Genomic DNA, 15,898 nt, shown 5'->3' with positions numbered 1-15,898 from the left:
AACTTGGCGGCCAGCACCGTGGTGATTGCTGCCGTCAGCGTGGTCTTGCCGTGGTCAACGTGACCGATGGTGCCAACGTTGACGTGCGGCTTGGTCCGTTCAAATTTTTCCTTAGCCATTATCGGTTCTCCAATAAAGGGTTACTTCTTGTTGATGACCGCTTCAGCGACGTTCTTCGGCGCTTCGACGTAGTGCTTGAATTCCATGGTGTAGGTGGCGCGACCCTGGGACAGCGAACGCAGCGAGGTGGCGTAGCCGAACATTTCGGACAGCGGCACTTCGGCGCGAACTTCCTTGGTACCGCCAGGCAGGTCTTCCATACCCTGAACGATGCCGCGACGCGACGACAGGTCGCCCATGACGTTACCCATGTAGTCTTCCGGGGTCTCGACGACAACCGCCATCATCGGCTCGAGCAACGTCGGGCTGGCCTTCTTCATACCTTCCTTGAAGGCCATAGAAGCCGCCATGCGGAAGGCGTTTTCGTTCGAGTCAACGTCGTGGTAGGAACCGTCGAACAGCGTGAACTTGATGTCCACCACCGGGAAGCCGGCGAGCACGCCGCTACCGATGGCATCCTGCAGGCCCTTGTCGACCGCCGGGATGTATTCGCGCGGAACCACACCACCCTTGATGGCGTCGACGAACTCGTAGCCCTTGCCGGCTTCGTTCGGCTCGATCTTGAGCCAGACGTGACCGAACTGACCGCGACCACCGGATTGCTTGACGAACTTGCCTTCCTGTTCGACAGCCTTCTTGATGCATTCGCGGTAGGCAACCTGCGGCGCACCAACGGCGGCCTCAACGTTGAATTCGCGCTTCATGCGATCGACGATGATGTCGAGGTGCAGTTCGCCCATACCGGAAATGATGGTCTGGCCGGATTCTTCATCGGTACGAACGCGGAAGGACGGATCTTCGGCAGCCAGACGACCCAGGGCGATACCCATCTTTTCCTGGTCAGCCTTGGTCTTCGGCTCGACGGCAACGTGAATCACCGGCTCCGGGAAGACCATGCGCTCGAGGATGATCGGTGCGTCCGGATCACACAGGGTTTCACCGGTGGTAACTTCCTTCAGACCGACGCAAGCGGCGATGTCGCCAGCCAGAACTTCCTTGATTTCTTCGCGGTTGTTGGCATGCATCTGCAGAATACGGCCGATACGCTCCTTCTTGCCCTTGACCGAGTTGTACACGGTCGCACCGGAACTCAGAACGCCCGAGTAAACGCGGATGAAGGTCAGCTGACCAACGAAGGGGTCGGTCATCAGCTTGAAGGCCAGCGCCGAGAACTTCTCGGAATCGTCGGCCTTGCGCGAAACTTCCTGCTCACGCTCGTCCACGCCCTGAACCGGCGGGATATCAACCGGCGACGGCAGCAGCTCGACGACAGCATCAAGCATGCGCTGAACACCCTTGTTCTTGAAAGCGGTACCGCACAGCATCGGCTGGATTTCGCAGGCCAGGGTGCGCATGCGCAGACCCAGCTTGATCTTCTCTTCCGACAGTTCGCCGTTTTCCAGGTATTCGTTCATCAGATCTTCAGAGGCTTCAGCAGCCGCTTCGATCATCTGTTCGCGCCAGGTCTGGGCGGTTTCGACCAGTTCGGCCGGAATGTCACGGTAGTCGAACTTCATGCCCTGGGACGCTTCATCCCAGTAGATGGCCTTCATCTTCATCAGGTCAACCACACCCTCGAAGGTGTCTTCAGCGCCAATCGGAATGACGATCGGCACCGGGCTGGCCTTGAGACGCGTCTTCATCTGGTCGACGACCTTGAAGAAGTTGGCACCGGAACGGTCCATCTTGTTCACGAAGGCCAGACGCGGCACCTTGTACTTGGTCGCCTGACGCCAGACGGTTTCCGACTGCGGCTGAACGCCACCGACAGCACAGTAAACCATGCAGGCGCCGTCAAGAACACGCATCGAGCGCTCGACTTCGATGGTGAAGTCAACGTGCCCCGGGGTGTCGATGATGTTGAAGCGATGCTCCGGGAAGGAACTGTCCATGCCCTTCCAGAAACAGGTGGTGGCAGCAGAGGTGATGGTGATGCCACGCTCCTGCTCCTGCTCCATCCAGTCCATGGTGGCGGCACCATCATGCACTTCACCGATCTTGTGGTTAACACCGGTGTAGAACAGGATGCGCTCGGTCGTGGTGGTCTTGCCGGCGTCGATGTGCGCGCTGATACCGATGTTGCGGTAGCGCTCGATAGGGGTTTTACGGGCCACGGTAGATACCTTCGTAGTAAGTGGATTAGAAGCGGAAGTGGGCGAAAGCCTTGTTGGCTTCGGCCATGCGATGCACTTCGTCACGCTTCTTGACAGCGCCGCCGCGGTTTTCCGAGGCTTCCATCATTTCGGCAGCCAGACGCTGACCCATGGACTTTTCCGAGCGCTTGCGGGCAAATTCACGCAACCAGCGCATGGCCAGGGCAGCACGACGAGCCGGACGAACTTCGACAGGCACCTGGTAGTTGGCACCGCCAACGCGACGCGACTTCACTTCGACCATCGGCTTGACGTTGGCCATAGCGGAGCCGAAGACTTCCAGCGGATCCTTGCCGGACTTGGTGGTGATGATATCGAAGGCGCCGTAGACGATACGCTCGGCCACCGACTTCTTGCCGCTTTGCATCACGGCATTGATGAACTTGGAAACTTCGACGCTACCGAACTTCGGGTCCGGGAGAATGTCACGCTTGGGTACTTCACGACGACGGGGCATACTAACCTCACTTGATCACTATTCAGTTGAAAAGCCGGGAAGGGGTTTTCACCCCCCCGGCCCTCTCGGCCACCCAGCAGAGTGGCCACTTACTTAAACCGCCTGATGGATCAGGCAGCCTTCGGACGCTTGGCCCCGTACTTGGAACGGGATTGCTTGCGATCCTTGACGCCCTGGGTATCCAGGGAGCCACGCACGGTGTGGTAACGCACACCGGGCAAATCCTTGACACGACCACCGCGGATCAGGACCACCGAGTGTTCCTGCAGGTTGTGGCCTTCACCGCCGATGTACGAAATGACTTCGAAGCCATTCGTCAGACGAACCTTGCAAACCTTACGCAATGCGGAGTTCGGCTTCTTCGGGGTGGTGGTGTAAACGCGGGTGCAGACGCCACGCTTTTGCGGGCACTTTTCCAGCGCAGGAACCTTGCTCTTGGCCTTTTCGGCGACGCGCGGCTTGCGCACGAGCTGGTTGATGGTCGGCATATCAAACTTCCTTCAACAGCCAGGCCCCGGAAAAGCGGGGCACGACGGCAATTTTGTTATCCATAGCAGAGACAATGATTAGTCCCTGCCGACAAAGACCATAGATTCTATGGTTGATCAACCCCCATGTCAACGAAACACGGGGGTTGGCTTACGACATCAGAGGCCTTGATCTGCCTCTTGTGTTGCATTTTCGACAACAGCGTCCTCGATCGGGCGGTCGGCCGCGATGTCCTCGCCAGCCAACTGGGCCTTGCGGCTGCGATGGTAGGCAAGACCGGTACCGGCCGGGATGAGACGACCGACGATGACGTTTTCCTTGAGACCACGCAGCTCGTCGCGCTTGCCCATGATTGCGGCTTCGGTGAGAACACGGGTGGTTTCCTGGAAGGACGCGGCCGAGATGAACGAGTCGGTCGACAGCGAAGCCTTGGTGATACCCAGCAGCATGTGCTCGTAGACCGCCGGCAGCTTGCCTTCGGCATTGACCCGGTCGTTCTCGGCAAACAACTCGGCGCGTTCGACCTGTTCCGACTTGATGAACTTGGTATCGCCCGGCTCGACGATGGTCACGCGACGCAGCATCTGACGGACGATCACTTCAATGTGCTTGTCGTTGATCTTCACGCCCTGCAGACGGTAGACGTCCTGGACTTCGTCGGTGATGTAACGGGCCAGTGCCTCGACGCCCTGCAGACGCAGGATGTCGTGCGGATCCGGCTCGCCTTCGACGATCTTCTCGCCCTTGTTGACCACCTGACCGTCGTGCACCAGCACGTGCTTGTCCTTGGAGATCAGGAACTCGTGGGCTTCGCCGTCGAGATCGGTGATGACCAGACGCTGCTTGCCCTTGGTGTCCTTGCCGAAGCTGATCGTGCCGGTGACTTCGGCCAGCACCGAAGCGTCCTTCGGGGTACGGGCTTCGAACAGTTCAGCCACGCGCGGCAGACCGCCGGTAATGTCGCGGGTCTTGGCCGATTCCTGCGGCATGCGGGCGAGTACGTCGCCGACGCCGACCTGCTGACCATCGACCACCGAGATGATCGAACCCACCTGGAAGGCGATCGACACCGAGTGCTCGCTGCCGTGAATCTTGACTTCCTGACCGGCTTCGTCGAGCAGCTTGACGACCGGGCGGATGCCCTTGGTCGCTGCCTTGCCGCCGCGCTTGTTGTCGATCACGACGAGCGTGGACAGACCGGTCACATCGTCGATCTGCTTGGCGACGGTAACGCCTTCTTCGACGTTTTCGAAGCGGACGGTACCGGCGTATTCGGTAATGATCGGGCGGGTATGCGGATCCCAGGTCGCCAGCTTGGCACCGGCCTTGACGGCCTTGCCTTCATCGACCGCCAGCATGGCGCCGTACGGCACCTTGTGGCGTTCGCGCTCACGACCGTGGTCGTCGGTGATCAACACCTCGCCGGAGCGGGAGATGACAACCTTCTCGCCCTTGGCGCTGGTCACGTAACGCATGTTCGAGGTGTAGCGGACGGTACCGGCCGACTTGCCTTCGACCTTGTCGGCGACAGCAGCACGGGAGGCCGCACCACCGACGTGGAAGGTACGCATGGTCAGCTGGGTACCCGGCTCGCCGATCGACTGGGCGGCGATAACGCCGACCGATTCACCGGCGTTGACCATCGTGCCGCGACCGAGGTCACGACCGTAGCACTTGGCGCACAGGCCGTAACGGGTGTCGCAGGTCAGCGGGGTGCGAACCTTGACTTCGTCGATACCGAGCTTGTCGATCAGGTCGACCAGATCCTCGTCGAGCATGGTGCCCGAGAAGATCACGGTTTCCTGGGTTTCCGGGTCGACCAGGTCATCGACCGTGACGCGACCGAGGATGCGCTCGCGCAGCGGCTCGATGACTTCACCGCCTTCGACCAGCGCCTTGACGGCAAAACCGTTCTTGGTGCCGCAGTCGTCTTCGGTGATCACCAGATCCTGGGTCACATCGACCAGACGACGCGTCAGGTAACCGGAGTTGGCGGTCTTCAGCGCGGTGTCGGCCAGACCCTTACGGGCGCCGTGGGTCGAGATGAAGTACTGGAGAACGTTCAGGCCTTCACGGAAGTTGGTGGTGATCGGCGTCTCGATAATCGAGCCGTCCGGCTTCGCCATCAGGCCGCGCATGCCGGCCAGCTGACGAATCTGGGCCGCCGAGCCGCGGGCACCGGAGTCGGCCATCATGTAGATCGAGTTGAACGAGTCCTGCTTGACCTTCTTGCCATGGCGGTCGATGACTTCCTCGTGGCCGAGTTCGTCCATCATCACCTTGGCCACTTGGTCGCCGGTACGGCCCCAGATATCGACGACCTTGTTGTAGCGCTCGCCCTGGGTGACCAGACCGTTGGTGTACTGGGTCTCGATTTCCTTAACTTCGGCTTCCGAAGCGGCGATGATCTCGTACTTCTTGGCCGGGACGCGCATGTCGTCGGAGCAGAAGGAAATGCCGCCGCGGGTTGCCAGCGCGTAACCGTTCTGCATCAGTTGGTCGGCGAAGACGACGGTTTCCTTGAGACCGCAACGACGGAAGGACTCGTCGATCAGCTTGGAAATTTCCTTCTTCTTCAGCGCCTTGTCGATCGCCTTGAACGGCAGGCCCTTCGGCAGGATGCGCGAGAGCAGCGCACGGCCGGCGGTGGTTTCGACGCGGACCAGCTTTTCGGTCCATTCGCCGTCGACGGCAGCCGGCTCGTACTGCTTCAGACGCACCGAGATGCGGGCATGAATGTCGAGCTGACCAGCAGCCATGGCGCGATCGATTTCGGCGATGTCGGCGAAGTACATGCCTTCGCCCTTGGCGTTGATCTTCTCGCGGGTGGCGTAGTACAGACCGAGAACGATATCCTGCGACGGCACGATGATCGGCTGGCCGTTGGCCGGCGACAGCACGTTGTTCGAGGCCAGCATCAGGGTGCGGGCTTCCATCTGCGCTTCCAGCGACAGCGGCACGTGGACGGCCATCTGGTCACCGTCGAAGTCCGCGTTGAAGGCCGCACAGACGAGCGGGTGCAGCTGGATGGCCTTGCCTTCGATCAGGGTCGGCTCGAACGCCTGGATACCCAGACGGTGCAGCGTCGGCGCCCGGTTGAGCATGACCGGATGTTCGCGGATGACGTCTTCGAGCATGTCCCAGACGATCGGTTCCTGGCCTTCGACCATCTTCTTGGCTTGCTTGATGGTCGTTGCGTAGCCGCCGACTTCCAGCTTGTGGAAGATGAAGGGCTTGAACAGTTCCAGCGCCATCAGCTTGGGCAGGCCGCACTGGTGCAGCTTGAGCTGCGGGCCGACCACGATGACCGAACGGCCGGAGTAGTCGACGCGCTTGCCGAGCAGGTTCTGACGGAAACGACCGCCCTTGCCCTTGATCATGTCGGCCAGCGACTTCAGCGGACGCTTGTTGGCGCCAGTCATGGCCTTGCCGCGACGACCGTTGTCGAGCAGCGAGTCGACCGATTCCTGCAGCATGCGCTTTTCGTTGCGCACGATGATGTCCGGTGCCTTCAGTTCGAGCAGGCGCTTGAGACGGTTGTTCCGGTTGATGACGCGACGATAGAGGTCGTTCAGGTCGGAGGTGGCGAAACGACCGCCGTCCAGCGGCACCAGCGGACGCAGGTCCGGCGGCAGCACCGGCAGCACTTCGAGGATCATCCAGTCGGGCTTGATGCCGGACTTCTGGAAACCTTCGAGGATCTTCAGGCGCTTGGCGAGCTTCTTGTTCTTGGCTTCCGAACCGGTGACTTCGAGTTCGTTGCGCAGGTTCTCGACTTCGCTGTTGAGTTCGAGGTTGCGCAGCAGCTCACGAATGCCTTCGGCGCCCATCAGCGCCTGGAACTCGTCGCCGTGCTCTTCCATCATCTCCAGGTACTGGTCTTCGGTCAGCAGCTGACCGCGTTGCAGGTTGGAGACCATGCCCGGGTCGGTGACGACAAAGGCTTCGAAGTAGAGCACGCGTTCGATATCGCGCAGGGTCATGTCGAGGACCATGCCCAGACGCGACGGCAGCGACTTCAGGAACCAGATGTGGGCGACCGGCGAGGCCAGTTCGATGTGCCCCATGCGGTCGCGACGAACCTTGGCCAGCGTCACTTCGACGCCGCACTTCTCGCAGATCACGCCGCGATGCTTGAGGCGCTTGTACTTGCCGCACAGGCACTCGTAATCCTTGATCGGGCCAAAGATCTTGGCGCAGAACAGGCCATCGCGCTCCGGCTTGAAGGTGCGATAGTTGATGGTTTCCGGCTTCTTGACTTCACCGTAGGACCAGGAACGGATCTTTTCAGGCGAAGCGAGGCCAATGGTAATCGCGTCGAATTCTTCTTCGGCGGTTACCTGCTTGAACAGGTCGAGCAATGCTTTCATCGTTTAACTCCTGAGCCCTAATCAGTAACGTTCCAGATCGATGTCGATCGCCAGCGAACGGATTTCCTTGACCAGCACGTTGAAGGATTCCGGCATGCCGGCATCGATCTTGTGCTCGCCCTTGACGATGTTCTCGTACACCTTGGTACGGCCATTCACGTCGTCGGACTTGACGGTCAGCATTTCCTGCAGCACGTAGGAGGCGCCATAGGCTTCCAGTGCCCACACTTCCATTTCACCGAAGCGCTGACCACCGAACTGCGCCTTGCCGCCCAGCGGCTGCTGGGTAACCAGGGAGTACGGGCCGGTCGAACGGGCGTGCATCTTGTCGTCGACCAGGTGGTGCAGCTTCAGGTAATGCATGTAGCCGACCGTGACCTGACGCTCGAAGGCGTCACCGGTACGACCGTCGAACAGGGTCATCTGACCCGACGACGGCATGCCGGCCAGGGCCAGCATGGCCTTGATTTCTTCTTCCTTGGCACCGTCGAACACCGGCGTCGCGAACGGCACGCCGCTGGTCAGGTTACCAGCCATTTCCATGATCTCGCCGTCGTTCAGCTCGTCGAGATTTTCCGACTTGCCGCTCGAGTTGTAGATCTGGTCGAGGAAACCACGCACTTCCTTGACCGTGGCTTCACGGCGCAGCATGTCGCCGATCTTGTGGCCGAGGCCCTTGGCCGCGAGGCCGAGGTGGACTTCGAGAATCTGACCGACGTTCATCCGCGACGGCACGCCGAGCGGGTTCAGAACGATGTCGACCGGACGGCCATCGGCCATGTACGGCATGTCTTCAACCGGCAGGATGCGCGAGACGACACCCTTGTTACCGTGACGACCGGCCATCTTGTCGCCAGGCTGCAGGCGACGCTTGACGGCAACATAGACCTTGACCATCTTCTGCACGCCCGGCGGCAGTTCGTCGCCCTGCGTCAGCTTCTTGCGCTTGGCTTCGAAAGCAACGTCGAAGTCCTTGCGGGCCTGCTCCAGACCTTCCTTGACCTGCTCGAGTTGCAGCGCAATCTCGTCGTCGGCCAGGCGGATGTCGAACCAGTGGTGCGGATCCATGCCGTCCAGGTAGGCCTGGTCGATGACCGTGCCCTTGGCCAGCTTCTTCGGACCGCCGTTGGCCTTCTTGCCAACGATCAGGCGACCGACACGGGCGAAGGCGTCGCGCTCGACGATACGCATCTGGTCGGCGAGGTCGAGCTTGTAGTGACGCAGGTGCTCGTCGATGATCGACTGGGCACGCTTGTCGCGCTCGATACCTTCGCGGGTGAACACCTGGACGTCGATGACGGTACCGGCGATGCCGGCCGGCACGCGCAGCGAGGTGTCCTTCACATCGGAGGCCTTCTCACCGAAGATGGCGCGCAGCAGCTTTTCTTCCGGCGTCAGCTGGGTTTCGCCCTTGGGCGTGACCTTGCCGACGAGCACGTCACCGGCGTGGACTTCGGCGCCGATGTACACGATACCGGCGTCGTCCAGACGGGACAGCTGCACTTCGCCGAGCGAGGCGATGTCGCGGGTGATTTCCTCAGGTCCGAGCTTGGTGTCGCGGGCAACGACCGTCAGTTCCTCGATGTGGATCGAGGTGTAGCGGTCTTCGGCAACGACGCGTTCGGAGATCAGGATCGAGTCTTCGAAGTTGTAGCCGTTCCACGGCATGAACGCGATCAGCATGTTCTGGCCGAGGGCGAGTTCGCCCTTGTCGGTGGAGGCACCGTCGGCGACCACGTCGCCCTTGGCGATGACGTCACCGATCTTGACCATCGGACGCTGGTTGATGTTCGTGTTCTGGTTGGAACGCGTGTACTTGACCAGGTTGTAGATGTCGACACCGACTTCACCAGCAACGGTTTCGTTGTCGTTGACGCGGACCACGACGCGGCCAGCATCGACGTAATCGACGACACCGCCACGCAGGGCGACCACGGCCGTACCCGAGTCAACGGCGACGGTGCGCTCGATGCCGGTACCGACCAGCGGCTTTTCCGGACGCAGGCAGGGAACGGCCTGACGTTGCATGTTGGCGCCCATCAGCGCGCGGTTCGCATCGTCATGCTCAAGGAAGGGAATCAGCGAGGCGGCGACGGAAACGATCTGGCCCGGGGCAACGTCCATGTACTGGACGCGCGACGGCTCGGCCAGGATGGTTTCGCCCTTTTCGCGGCAGGTCACCAGGTCGTCAGCCAGCTGACCATTGGCGTCGAGTGCGGCGTTGGCCTGAGCGACAACGTAGTTGCCTTCTTCAATGGCCGACAGGTAGTCGATCTCGTTGGTGACCTTGCTGTCGACGACGCGGCGATAGGCGGTCTCGATGAAACCGTAGCTATTGACGCGGGCGAACAGGGCCAGCGAGTTGATCAGACCGATGTTCGGACCTTCCGGCGTTTCGATCGGGCAGACGCGACCATAGTGGGTCGGGTGCACGTCGCGCACTTCGAAGCCGGCACGTTCGCGCGTCAGACCGCCCGGACCAAGGGCCGAAACGCGGCGCTTGTGGGTGATTTCAGACAGCGGGTTGGTCTGGTCCATGAACTGCGACAGCTGGCTGGAGCCGAAGAATTCCTTGATCGCAGCGCTGATCGGCTTGGCATTAATCAGGTCGTGCGGCATCAGGTTGTCGGATTCGGCCTGGCTCAGGCGCTCCTTGACGGCGCGTTCGACGCGGACGAGACCGGCGCGGAACTGGTTCTCGGCCAACTCGCCGACCGAACGCACGCGGCGGTTGCCGAGGTGATCGATATCGTCGATGTCGCCGCGACCGTTGCGCAGGTCGACCAGGATCTTGATCACTTCGACGATGTCGCGCGGCGACAGCGTCAGTTGTTCACGCACTTCGACATTGGCGCCCAGCGGCTTGATCTTGCCGGCCAGGACGTCGGCGTCTTCGCGGGTCAGGTTCTCGCTCAGCGCACGGGAGCCGAACGGCAGGCCGGCAACCAGATCCTGGATCGCCGACAGGGCAAAACCGGAGGCTTCCGCCAGGTTCTTCAGCGCAGCTTCGGCACGCGATGCCAGGCTCTTGATCATGACCTTGTATTCGATCACGTCGTTACGGCCGAGGCGACGGTTGAACTTCATGCGGCCGACGCCCGACAGGTCGTAACGCTCGTCGGAGTAGAACAGGCCGTTGAACAGGATTTCAACCGCTTCTTCCGTCGGCGGCTCGCCCGGACGCATCATGCGGTAGATGGCAACACGGGCTGCCTGACGCGAGGCGGTATCGTCGCCGCGCAGGGTGTTGGAGATGAAGGCACCACGATCGAGGTCATTGGTGTACAGCGTCTCGACGCTGGAGATGCCAGCTTCGCGCAGGCTGGCGAGCAGCGTCTCGGTGATCTCATCGTTGGCGTTGGCGACGACTTCGCCAGTGGCGGTATCGACCATGTTGTGGGCGACGACACGACCGATCAGGAACTCTTCCGGCACGGCGATCTGCTTCAGACCGGCAGCGGAGATGTCACGGATGTGCTTGGCGGTGATCCGCTTGTCCTTGGCGACGATGACCTTGCCATCCGGCGCCACGAAGTCGAAGCGGGCGACTTCGCCGCGCAGACGTTCCGGGACCAAGGCGAATTCGATCTTGTCAGCCGACAGCTTGAACAGGTCGAATTCGAAGAATTCGGCCAGGATCTGCTCCGAGCTCATGCCCAAGGCCTTGAGCAGCGTGGTGACCGGCATCTTGCGGCGACGGTCGACGCGGAAGAACAGCGAGTCCTTCGGGTCGAATTCGAAGTCGAGCCAGGAACCGCGGTAGGGAATCACCCGCGCCGAGAACAGCAGCTTGCCCGAGCTATGTGTCTTGCCGCGGTCGTGCTCGAAGAACACGCCAGGCGAACGATGCAGCTGGGAAACGATGACCCGCTCGGTACCGTTGATGACGAAGGAACCGTTGGTCGTCATCAGGGGGATTTCACCCATGTAGACTTCTTGTTCCTTGACTTCCTTGACCGTATCCGGCGTTTCGCGATCCATCAGGACCAGGCGCACGCGGGCGCGCAGCGAAGCCGCGAAGGTCAGGCCACGCTGCTGGCACTCGACGACGTCGAAGGCCGGCTCACCGAGCGCATAGCTGACGAACTCCAGTCTCGCGTTTCCGGAATGGGAAACGATGGGGAAAATGGAGGTGAACGCAGCTTGCAGCCCTTCGTTCTTGCGCGCCTGAACCGGCACGTCCGCTTGCAGGAAATCCGTGAAGGATTGCAACTGCGTTGCGAGCAGGAAGGGAACCTCGAGTACGCTGGCGCGCTTGGCGAAGCTCTTGCGGATGCGTTTCTTCTCGGTGAAGGAGTAAGTCATGGTAACTCCGTGAGGGTGGAATCAGATGTCGGACCTGAACAAACAGGCAAACGCAAATCCGCTCCCCGGGTCATTGCTGACAGGGAGATCGTGATTTGCGTTTGCCGTCTGGCGAGTACTCAAGTGAATTTCGATCGTTCGGTTGAACCAGAATAAGGGAAAAAGGGCTGGCGACATGCGCCGCCAGCCCACAGGAACCAGATCGATTACTTGATTTCGACCTTGGCGCCAGCGTCTTCCAGTTGCTTCTTGAGCGCTTCTGCGTCGGCCTTGGCGATACCTTCCTTGACCGGCTTCGGCGCGCCGTCAACGAGGTCCTTGGCTTCCTTCAGGCCCAGGCCGGTAACGGCACGGACGACCTTGATGACTTCAACCTTCTTGTCGCCGGCAGCAGCCAGGACAACGGTGAATTCGGTCTGCTCTTCAACAGCAGCGGCAGCACCACCAGCCGGGCCGGCAACGGCGACGGCAGCGGCGGAAACGCCAAACTTCTCTTCGAATGCCTTGACCAGGTCATTCAGTTCCATAACGGTCAGGGAGCCAACGGCTTCCAGGATGTCTTCTTTGCTAATTGCCATTTCAATAAACTCCTAAATCAGTTCGTATGCGGTAAGGATCAAGCGGCGGCGCCTTCGCGCTGCTTGGCCAGGGCGTCGAGGCCACGGACAAAGCCGGCGACCGGAGCCTGCATGACATACAGCAGCTTCGAGAGCAGCTCTTCGCGGCTCGGGACGGACGCGAGCGCCTGCACACCAGCCTTGTCGAGCACCTTGCCGGCATAGGAACCGGCCTTGAGAACCAACTTGTCGTTGGTCTTGGCGAAGTCGTTGAGGACTTTCGCTGCTGCCACCGGGTCGGCGGACACGCTGTAGATCAGCGGGCCAACCATGTGCTCGGCCAGGCCGGCAAACTGCGTGCCTTCCACGGCGCGACGCACCAGGGTGTTCTTCAGCACGCGCAGGTAAACACCGGACTCACGAGCCTTCTTGCGCAGCACGGTGAGGTCACCGACCTCGATGCCACGATATTCGGCGATCGCGATAGTCTCGGCGTTGGCTACTTGTGCCGACACCTCAGCCACGACGGCTTTTTTGTCATTCAGATTGAGACCCACAGGTCTTTCCTCCTTTCAAGTCATAACACGACGGGAAACATTCCCGCCGCCCTTACGGCGACCTGAACCAGAAGCTCGCCATTCTTGCGAATGGCAGAAAATCCGTTTCGGGAACACCGTCTGCGCAGGCTTTCGCGATTAAGCCCTTTACAGGGCGCCTGCGGTCTTTGACGATTCGCAGCCTCTGGCCGGACGGCCGGAAGCTGCGACCCAAAGTTCTTTAAGCAGCCAGCGTAGCCTGATCGACGCGAACGCCCGGGCCCATCGTGGCCGAAACGGCGATCTTGCGCAGGTACTGACCCTTGGAAGCAGCCGGCTTGGCCTTCTGCAGCGCCTCGACCAGTGCCTTCAGGTTGGTTTCCAGGTTCTCGACCGAGAAGGAAGCGCGACCGATGGTGGCATGAACGATACCGGCCTTGTCGGTGCGGTACTGAACCTGACCTGCCTTGGCATTCTTGACGGCGGTGGCGACATCCATGGTCACGGTACCGACCTTCGGGTTCGGCATCAGGCCGCGCGGACCGAGGATCTGGCCGAGCTGACCGACGATGCGCATGGCATCCGGCGTAGCGATGACGATGTCGAAGTTCAGGTTACCGGCCTTGACTTCGGCGGCCAGGTCGTCGAAACCGACGACATCGGCACCGGCAGCCTTGGCGGCTTCAGCCTTGTCGCCCTGGGCGAACACGGCAACGCGAACAGTCTTGCCGGTACCAGCCGGCAGCACGACGGAACCACGAACGACCTGGTCCGACTTGCGTGCATCGACGCCGAGGTTGATGGCAACGTCGATCGACTCGTCAAACTTGGCAGTGGCGGTTTCCTTGGCCAGGTTCAGGGCTTCCTGCAGCGGGTACAGCTTCTGCGGAACAACCTTGGCGGCGAAGGCTTTTTGCTTTTTCGTGAGCTTGGCCATGATTACAGACCCTCCACGGTGATGCCCATCGAACGGGCAGAGCCGGCGATGGTGCGGATAGCGGCTTCCATGTCGGCGGCCGTCAGGTCAGGCATCTTGGTCTTGGCGATCTCTTCGCACTGGGCGCGGGTGATCTTGCCGACCTTGTCGGTGTGCGGCTTGGCCGAACCGGACTTGATACCGGCAGCCTTCTTGATCAGGATCGTTGCCGGCGGCGTCTTCATCACGAAGGTGAAGGACTTGTCGGCAAAAGCGGTGATCACGACAGGAATCGGCAGACCCGGCTCGACGCCTTGCGTCTGAGCGTTGAAGGCCTTACAGAATTCCATGATGTTGAGACCGCGCTGACCCAGCGCCGGGCCGATCGGGGGCGACGGATTCGCCTTGCCTGCCGGCACTTGCAGCTTGATGTAGCCAATAATTTTCTTGGCCATAAGACACTCCTTAAATGAGTTGTAACGCGCGTTCGCCAAAACGACTACTGGCGCTCCTCTTGCCGGACATCAAGGTCGCCGGCATACCTGAAAGCTGTCGCTCAGGACTTCTCGACCTGGGCAAATTCGAGCTCGACCGGCGTCGCGCGACCGAAAATGGTCACCGAGACGCGCAGACGACTCTTTTCGTAATTCACATCTTCGACCGAACCGTGGAAATCGGTGAACGGGCCTTCCTTGACCCGGACCACTTCGCCCACTTCGAACAAGACCTTGGGACGCGGCTTTTCGACGCCTTCCTGCATCTGCTGCATGATCTTGTCGACTTCCTTCTGGGAAATCGGTGCCGGGCGGTTGGCCGTGCCACCGACAAAGCCGGTAACCTTGGGCGTGTTCTTCACCAGGTGCCAGCTATCGTCGTCCATTTCCATTTCGACCAGCACGTAGCCGGGGAAGAACTTGCGTTCGGAAATGGACTTCTGACCGCCCTTCATTTCAACCACTTCTTCGACCGGAACGAGAATCTGGCCGAATTTTTCCTGCATCCCCAAGCGATTGATGCGCTCCTGAATGGCGCGCATGACACTCTTTTCGAAGCCGGAATAGGCGTGTACGACGTACCAGCGTTTACTCATGATTTCTTCCAGCCCAGGACCAGGTCGTACAGGACCCACTCAAGACTCTTGTCGGTGAGGTAGAGGAAAAGCGCCATCACGACCACGAAGGCGAAAACCATCGCCGTGGTCTGGGTCGTTTCCTTGCGCGTCGGCCAGACGACCTTGCGCGCTTCGATCACCGCCTCGTTGGCAAAGGTGAAGAAGCGCTGACCCGGCTCAGTCTTCCAGGCAACGGCAACCGCCAGCGCCGCCCCGACGAGAACCGCCAGGACGCGCAAAATCATTGCCTGCTCGGAGAGCAGGTAGAAGCCAGCCACGCCAGCTGCCAGAATAACCAGCGCCAGCGAGAACTTGATCTTGTCAGCCATGACGTTCGCGATCTTTAAAGAGAGTGGCAGGGGCGGAGGGAATCGAACCCCCGACCTACGGTTTTGGAAACCGTTGCTCTACCAATTGAGCTACACCCCTGCTGCAGAAACATCAAAGCGCTTCGGGACCCCGAAGCGCTTTGCTTGCAACGATTACCGATTACTCGATGATCTTGGCGACGACGCCGGCGCCAACGGTACGACCGCCTTCGCGGATGGCGAAGCGCAGACCTTCTTCCATGGCGATCGGAGCAATCAGCTTGACCGTCATCTGGATGTTGTCACCCGGCATGACCATTTCAACGCCCTCCGGCAGCGAGATCGCGCCGGTCACGTCGGTCGTGCGGAAGTAGAACTGCGGACGGTAGTTGTTGAAGAACGGGGTGTGACGACCACCTTCGTCCTTCGACAGAACATACACTTCGCCGGTGAAGTGGGTGTGCGGGGTGATCGAACCCGGCTTGCACAGCACTTGACCACGCTCGACGTCTTCACGCTTGGTACCACGCAGCAGGGCGCCGATGTTGTCGCCAGCCTGACCTTGGTCGAGCAGCT

At 60.5% G+C, this 15,898-nt stretch carries 13 protein-coding genes and 1 tRNA gene; all 14 read right to left on the bottom strand.

The window, feature by feature from the left end:
• Positions 1–119, bottom strand: a 119-nt coding sequence (locus G471_RS16260; RefSeq protein ID WP_043420540.1) for a GTP-binding protein, incomplete at its 3' end; no start/stop codon positions are given.
• 21 nt (positions 120–140) lie between these two features.
• Positions 141–2,234 carry an elongation factor G gene (gene fusA, locus G471_RS0100445; RefSeq protein WP_028993570.1) on the bottom strand — a complete coding sequence of 698 codons (2,094 nt, stop codon included), beginning with the start codon at positions 2,232–2,234 and terminating at the stop codon, positions 141–143.
• Between the two features lie 25 nt (positions 2,235–2,259).
• Positions 2,260–2,730 carry a 30S ribosomal protein S7 gene (gene rpsG / locus G471_RS0100440; RefSeq protein ID WP_028993569.1) on the bottom strand — a complete coding sequence of 157 codons (471 nt, stop codon included), beginning with the start codon at positions 2,728–2,730 and terminating at the stop codon, positions 2,260–2,262.
• Positions 2,731–2,840: 110 nt separating this feature from the next.
• Positions 2,841–3,218, bottom strand: a complete 378-nt coding sequence (rpsL, locus tag G471_RS0100435) for a 30S ribosomal protein S12 (protein ID WP_011286083.1) — start codon at positions 3,216–3,218, stop codon at positions 2,841–2,843.
• Positions 3,219–3,377: 159 nt separating this feature from the next.
• Positions 3,378–7,589: a DNA-directed RNA polymerase subunit beta' gene (gene rpoC, locus G471_RS0100430; protein WP_028993568.1), complete on the bottom strand. Its 4,212-nt coding sequence runs from the start codon at positions 7,587–7,589 to the stop codon at positions 3,378–3,380.
• A gap of 21 nt (positions 7,590–7,610) precedes the next feature.
• Entirely contained in the window at positions 7,611–11,894 is a 4,284-nt protein-coding gene (gene rpoB / locus G471_RS0100425) for a DNA-directed RNA polymerase subunit beta (RefSeq protein ID WP_028993567.1), read from the bottom strand.
• A 206-nt stretch (positions 11,895–12,100) separates the two neighbouring features.
• Positions 12,101–12,472, bottom strand: a complete 372-nt coding sequence (gene rplL / locus G471_RS0100420; protein WP_028993566.1) for a 50S ribosomal protein L7/L12 — start codon at positions 12,470–12,472, stop codon at positions 12,101–12,103.
• Between the two features lie 38 nt (positions 12,473–12,510).
• Positions 12,511–13,008 carry a 50S ribosomal protein L10 gene (gene rplJ, locus G471_RS0100415; protein WP_028993565.1) on the bottom strand — a complete coding sequence of 166 codons (498 nt, stop codon included), beginning with the start codon at positions 13,006–13,008 and terminating at the stop codon, positions 12,511–12,513.
• A gap of 220 nt (positions 13,009–13,228) precedes the next feature.
• Positions 13,229–13,924 carry a 50S ribosomal protein L1 gene (gene rplA, locus G471_RS0100410; RefSeq protein ID WP_028993564.1) on the bottom strand — a complete coding sequence of 232 codons (696 nt, stop codon included), beginning with the start codon at positions 13,922–13,924 and terminating at the stop codon, positions 13,229–13,231.
• A gap of 2 nt (positions 13,925–13,926) precedes the next feature.
• Positions 13,927–14,358, bottom strand: coding sequence for a 50S ribosomal protein L11 (gene rplK / locus G471_RS0100405; RefSeq protein ID WP_027456688.1), 432 nt, complete (start codon positions 14,356–14,358; stop codon positions 13,927–13,929).
• A 101-nt stretch (positions 14,359–14,459) separates the two neighbouring features.
• Positions 14,460–14,993, bottom strand: a complete 534-nt coding sequence (gene nusG / locus G471_RS0100400) for a transcription termination/antitermination protein NusG (protein ID WP_028993563.1) — start codon at positions 14,991–14,993, stop codon at positions 14,460–14,462.
• Complete coding sequence (gene secE / locus G471_RS0100395; protein WP_028993562.1) at positions 14,990–15,343, bottom strand: preprotein translocase subunit SecE; 354 nt, start codon at positions 15,341–15,343, stop codon at positions 14,990–14,992. The genes nusG and secE overlap by 4 nt, the downstream gene beginning before the upstream one ends.
• Before the next feature lie 24 nt (positions 15,344–15,367).
• Positions 15,368–15,443: transfer RNA gene (locus tag G471_RS0100390), tRNA-Trp, on the bottom strand.
• A gap of 60 nt (positions 15,444–15,503) precedes the next feature.
• Positions 15,504–15,898 (bottom strand): EF-Tu C-terminal domain-related protein (locus G471_RS0100385; RefSeq protein WP_028993561.1); only part of this gene is annotated, 395 nt, incomplete at its 5' end.

The organism is Azonexus hydrophilus DSM 23864, from assembly GCF_000429605.1.
Taxonomy (GTDB): Bacteria; Pseudomonadota; Gammaproteobacteria; order Burkholderiales; family Rhodocyclaceae; genus Azonexus; species Azonexus hydrophilus.
The sequence above is the reverse complement of the archived record's forward strand: the minus strand, read 5'-3'. Positions and strand labels throughout refer to the sequence as shown.

Excerpts from the sequence above, each read along its gene's own strand:
- rpsG (WP_028993569.1), bottom strand. The coding sequence starts at position 2,730 with ATGCCCCGTCGTCGTGAAGTACCCAAGCGTGACATTCTCCCGGACCCG.
- rpsL (WP_011286083.1), bottom strand. The coding sequence starts at position 3,218 with ATGCCGACCATCAACCAGCTCGTGCGCAAGCCGCGCGTCGCCGAAAAG.
- rpoC (WP_028993568.1), bottom strand. The coding sequence starts at position 7,589 with ATGAAAGCATTGCTCGACCTGTTCAAGCAGGTAACCGCCGAAGAAGAA.
- rpoB (WP_028993567.1), bottom strand. The coding sequence starts at position 11,894 with ATGACTTACTCCTTCACCGAGAAGAAACGCATCCGCAAGAGCTTCGCC.
- rplL (WP_028993566.1), bottom strand. The coding sequence starts at position 12,472 with ATGGCAATTAGCAAAGAAGACATCCTGGAAGCCGTTGGCTCCCTGACC.
- rplA (WP_028993564.1), bottom strand. The coding sequence starts at position 13,924 with ATGGCCAAGCTCACGAAAAAGCAAAAAGCCTTCGCCGCCAAGGTTGTT.
- rplK (WP_027456688.1), bottom strand. The coding sequence starts at position 14,358 with ATGGCCAAGAAAATTATTGGCTACATCAAGCTGCAAGTGCCGGCAGGC.
- nusG (WP_028993563.1), bottom strand. The coding sequence starts at position 14,993 with ATGAGTAAACGCTGGTACGTCGTACACGCCTATTCCGGCTTCGAAAAG.
- secE (WP_028993562.1), bottom strand. The coding sequence starts at position 15,343 with ATGGCTGACAAGATCAAGTTCTCGCTGGCGCTGGTTATTCTGGCAGCT.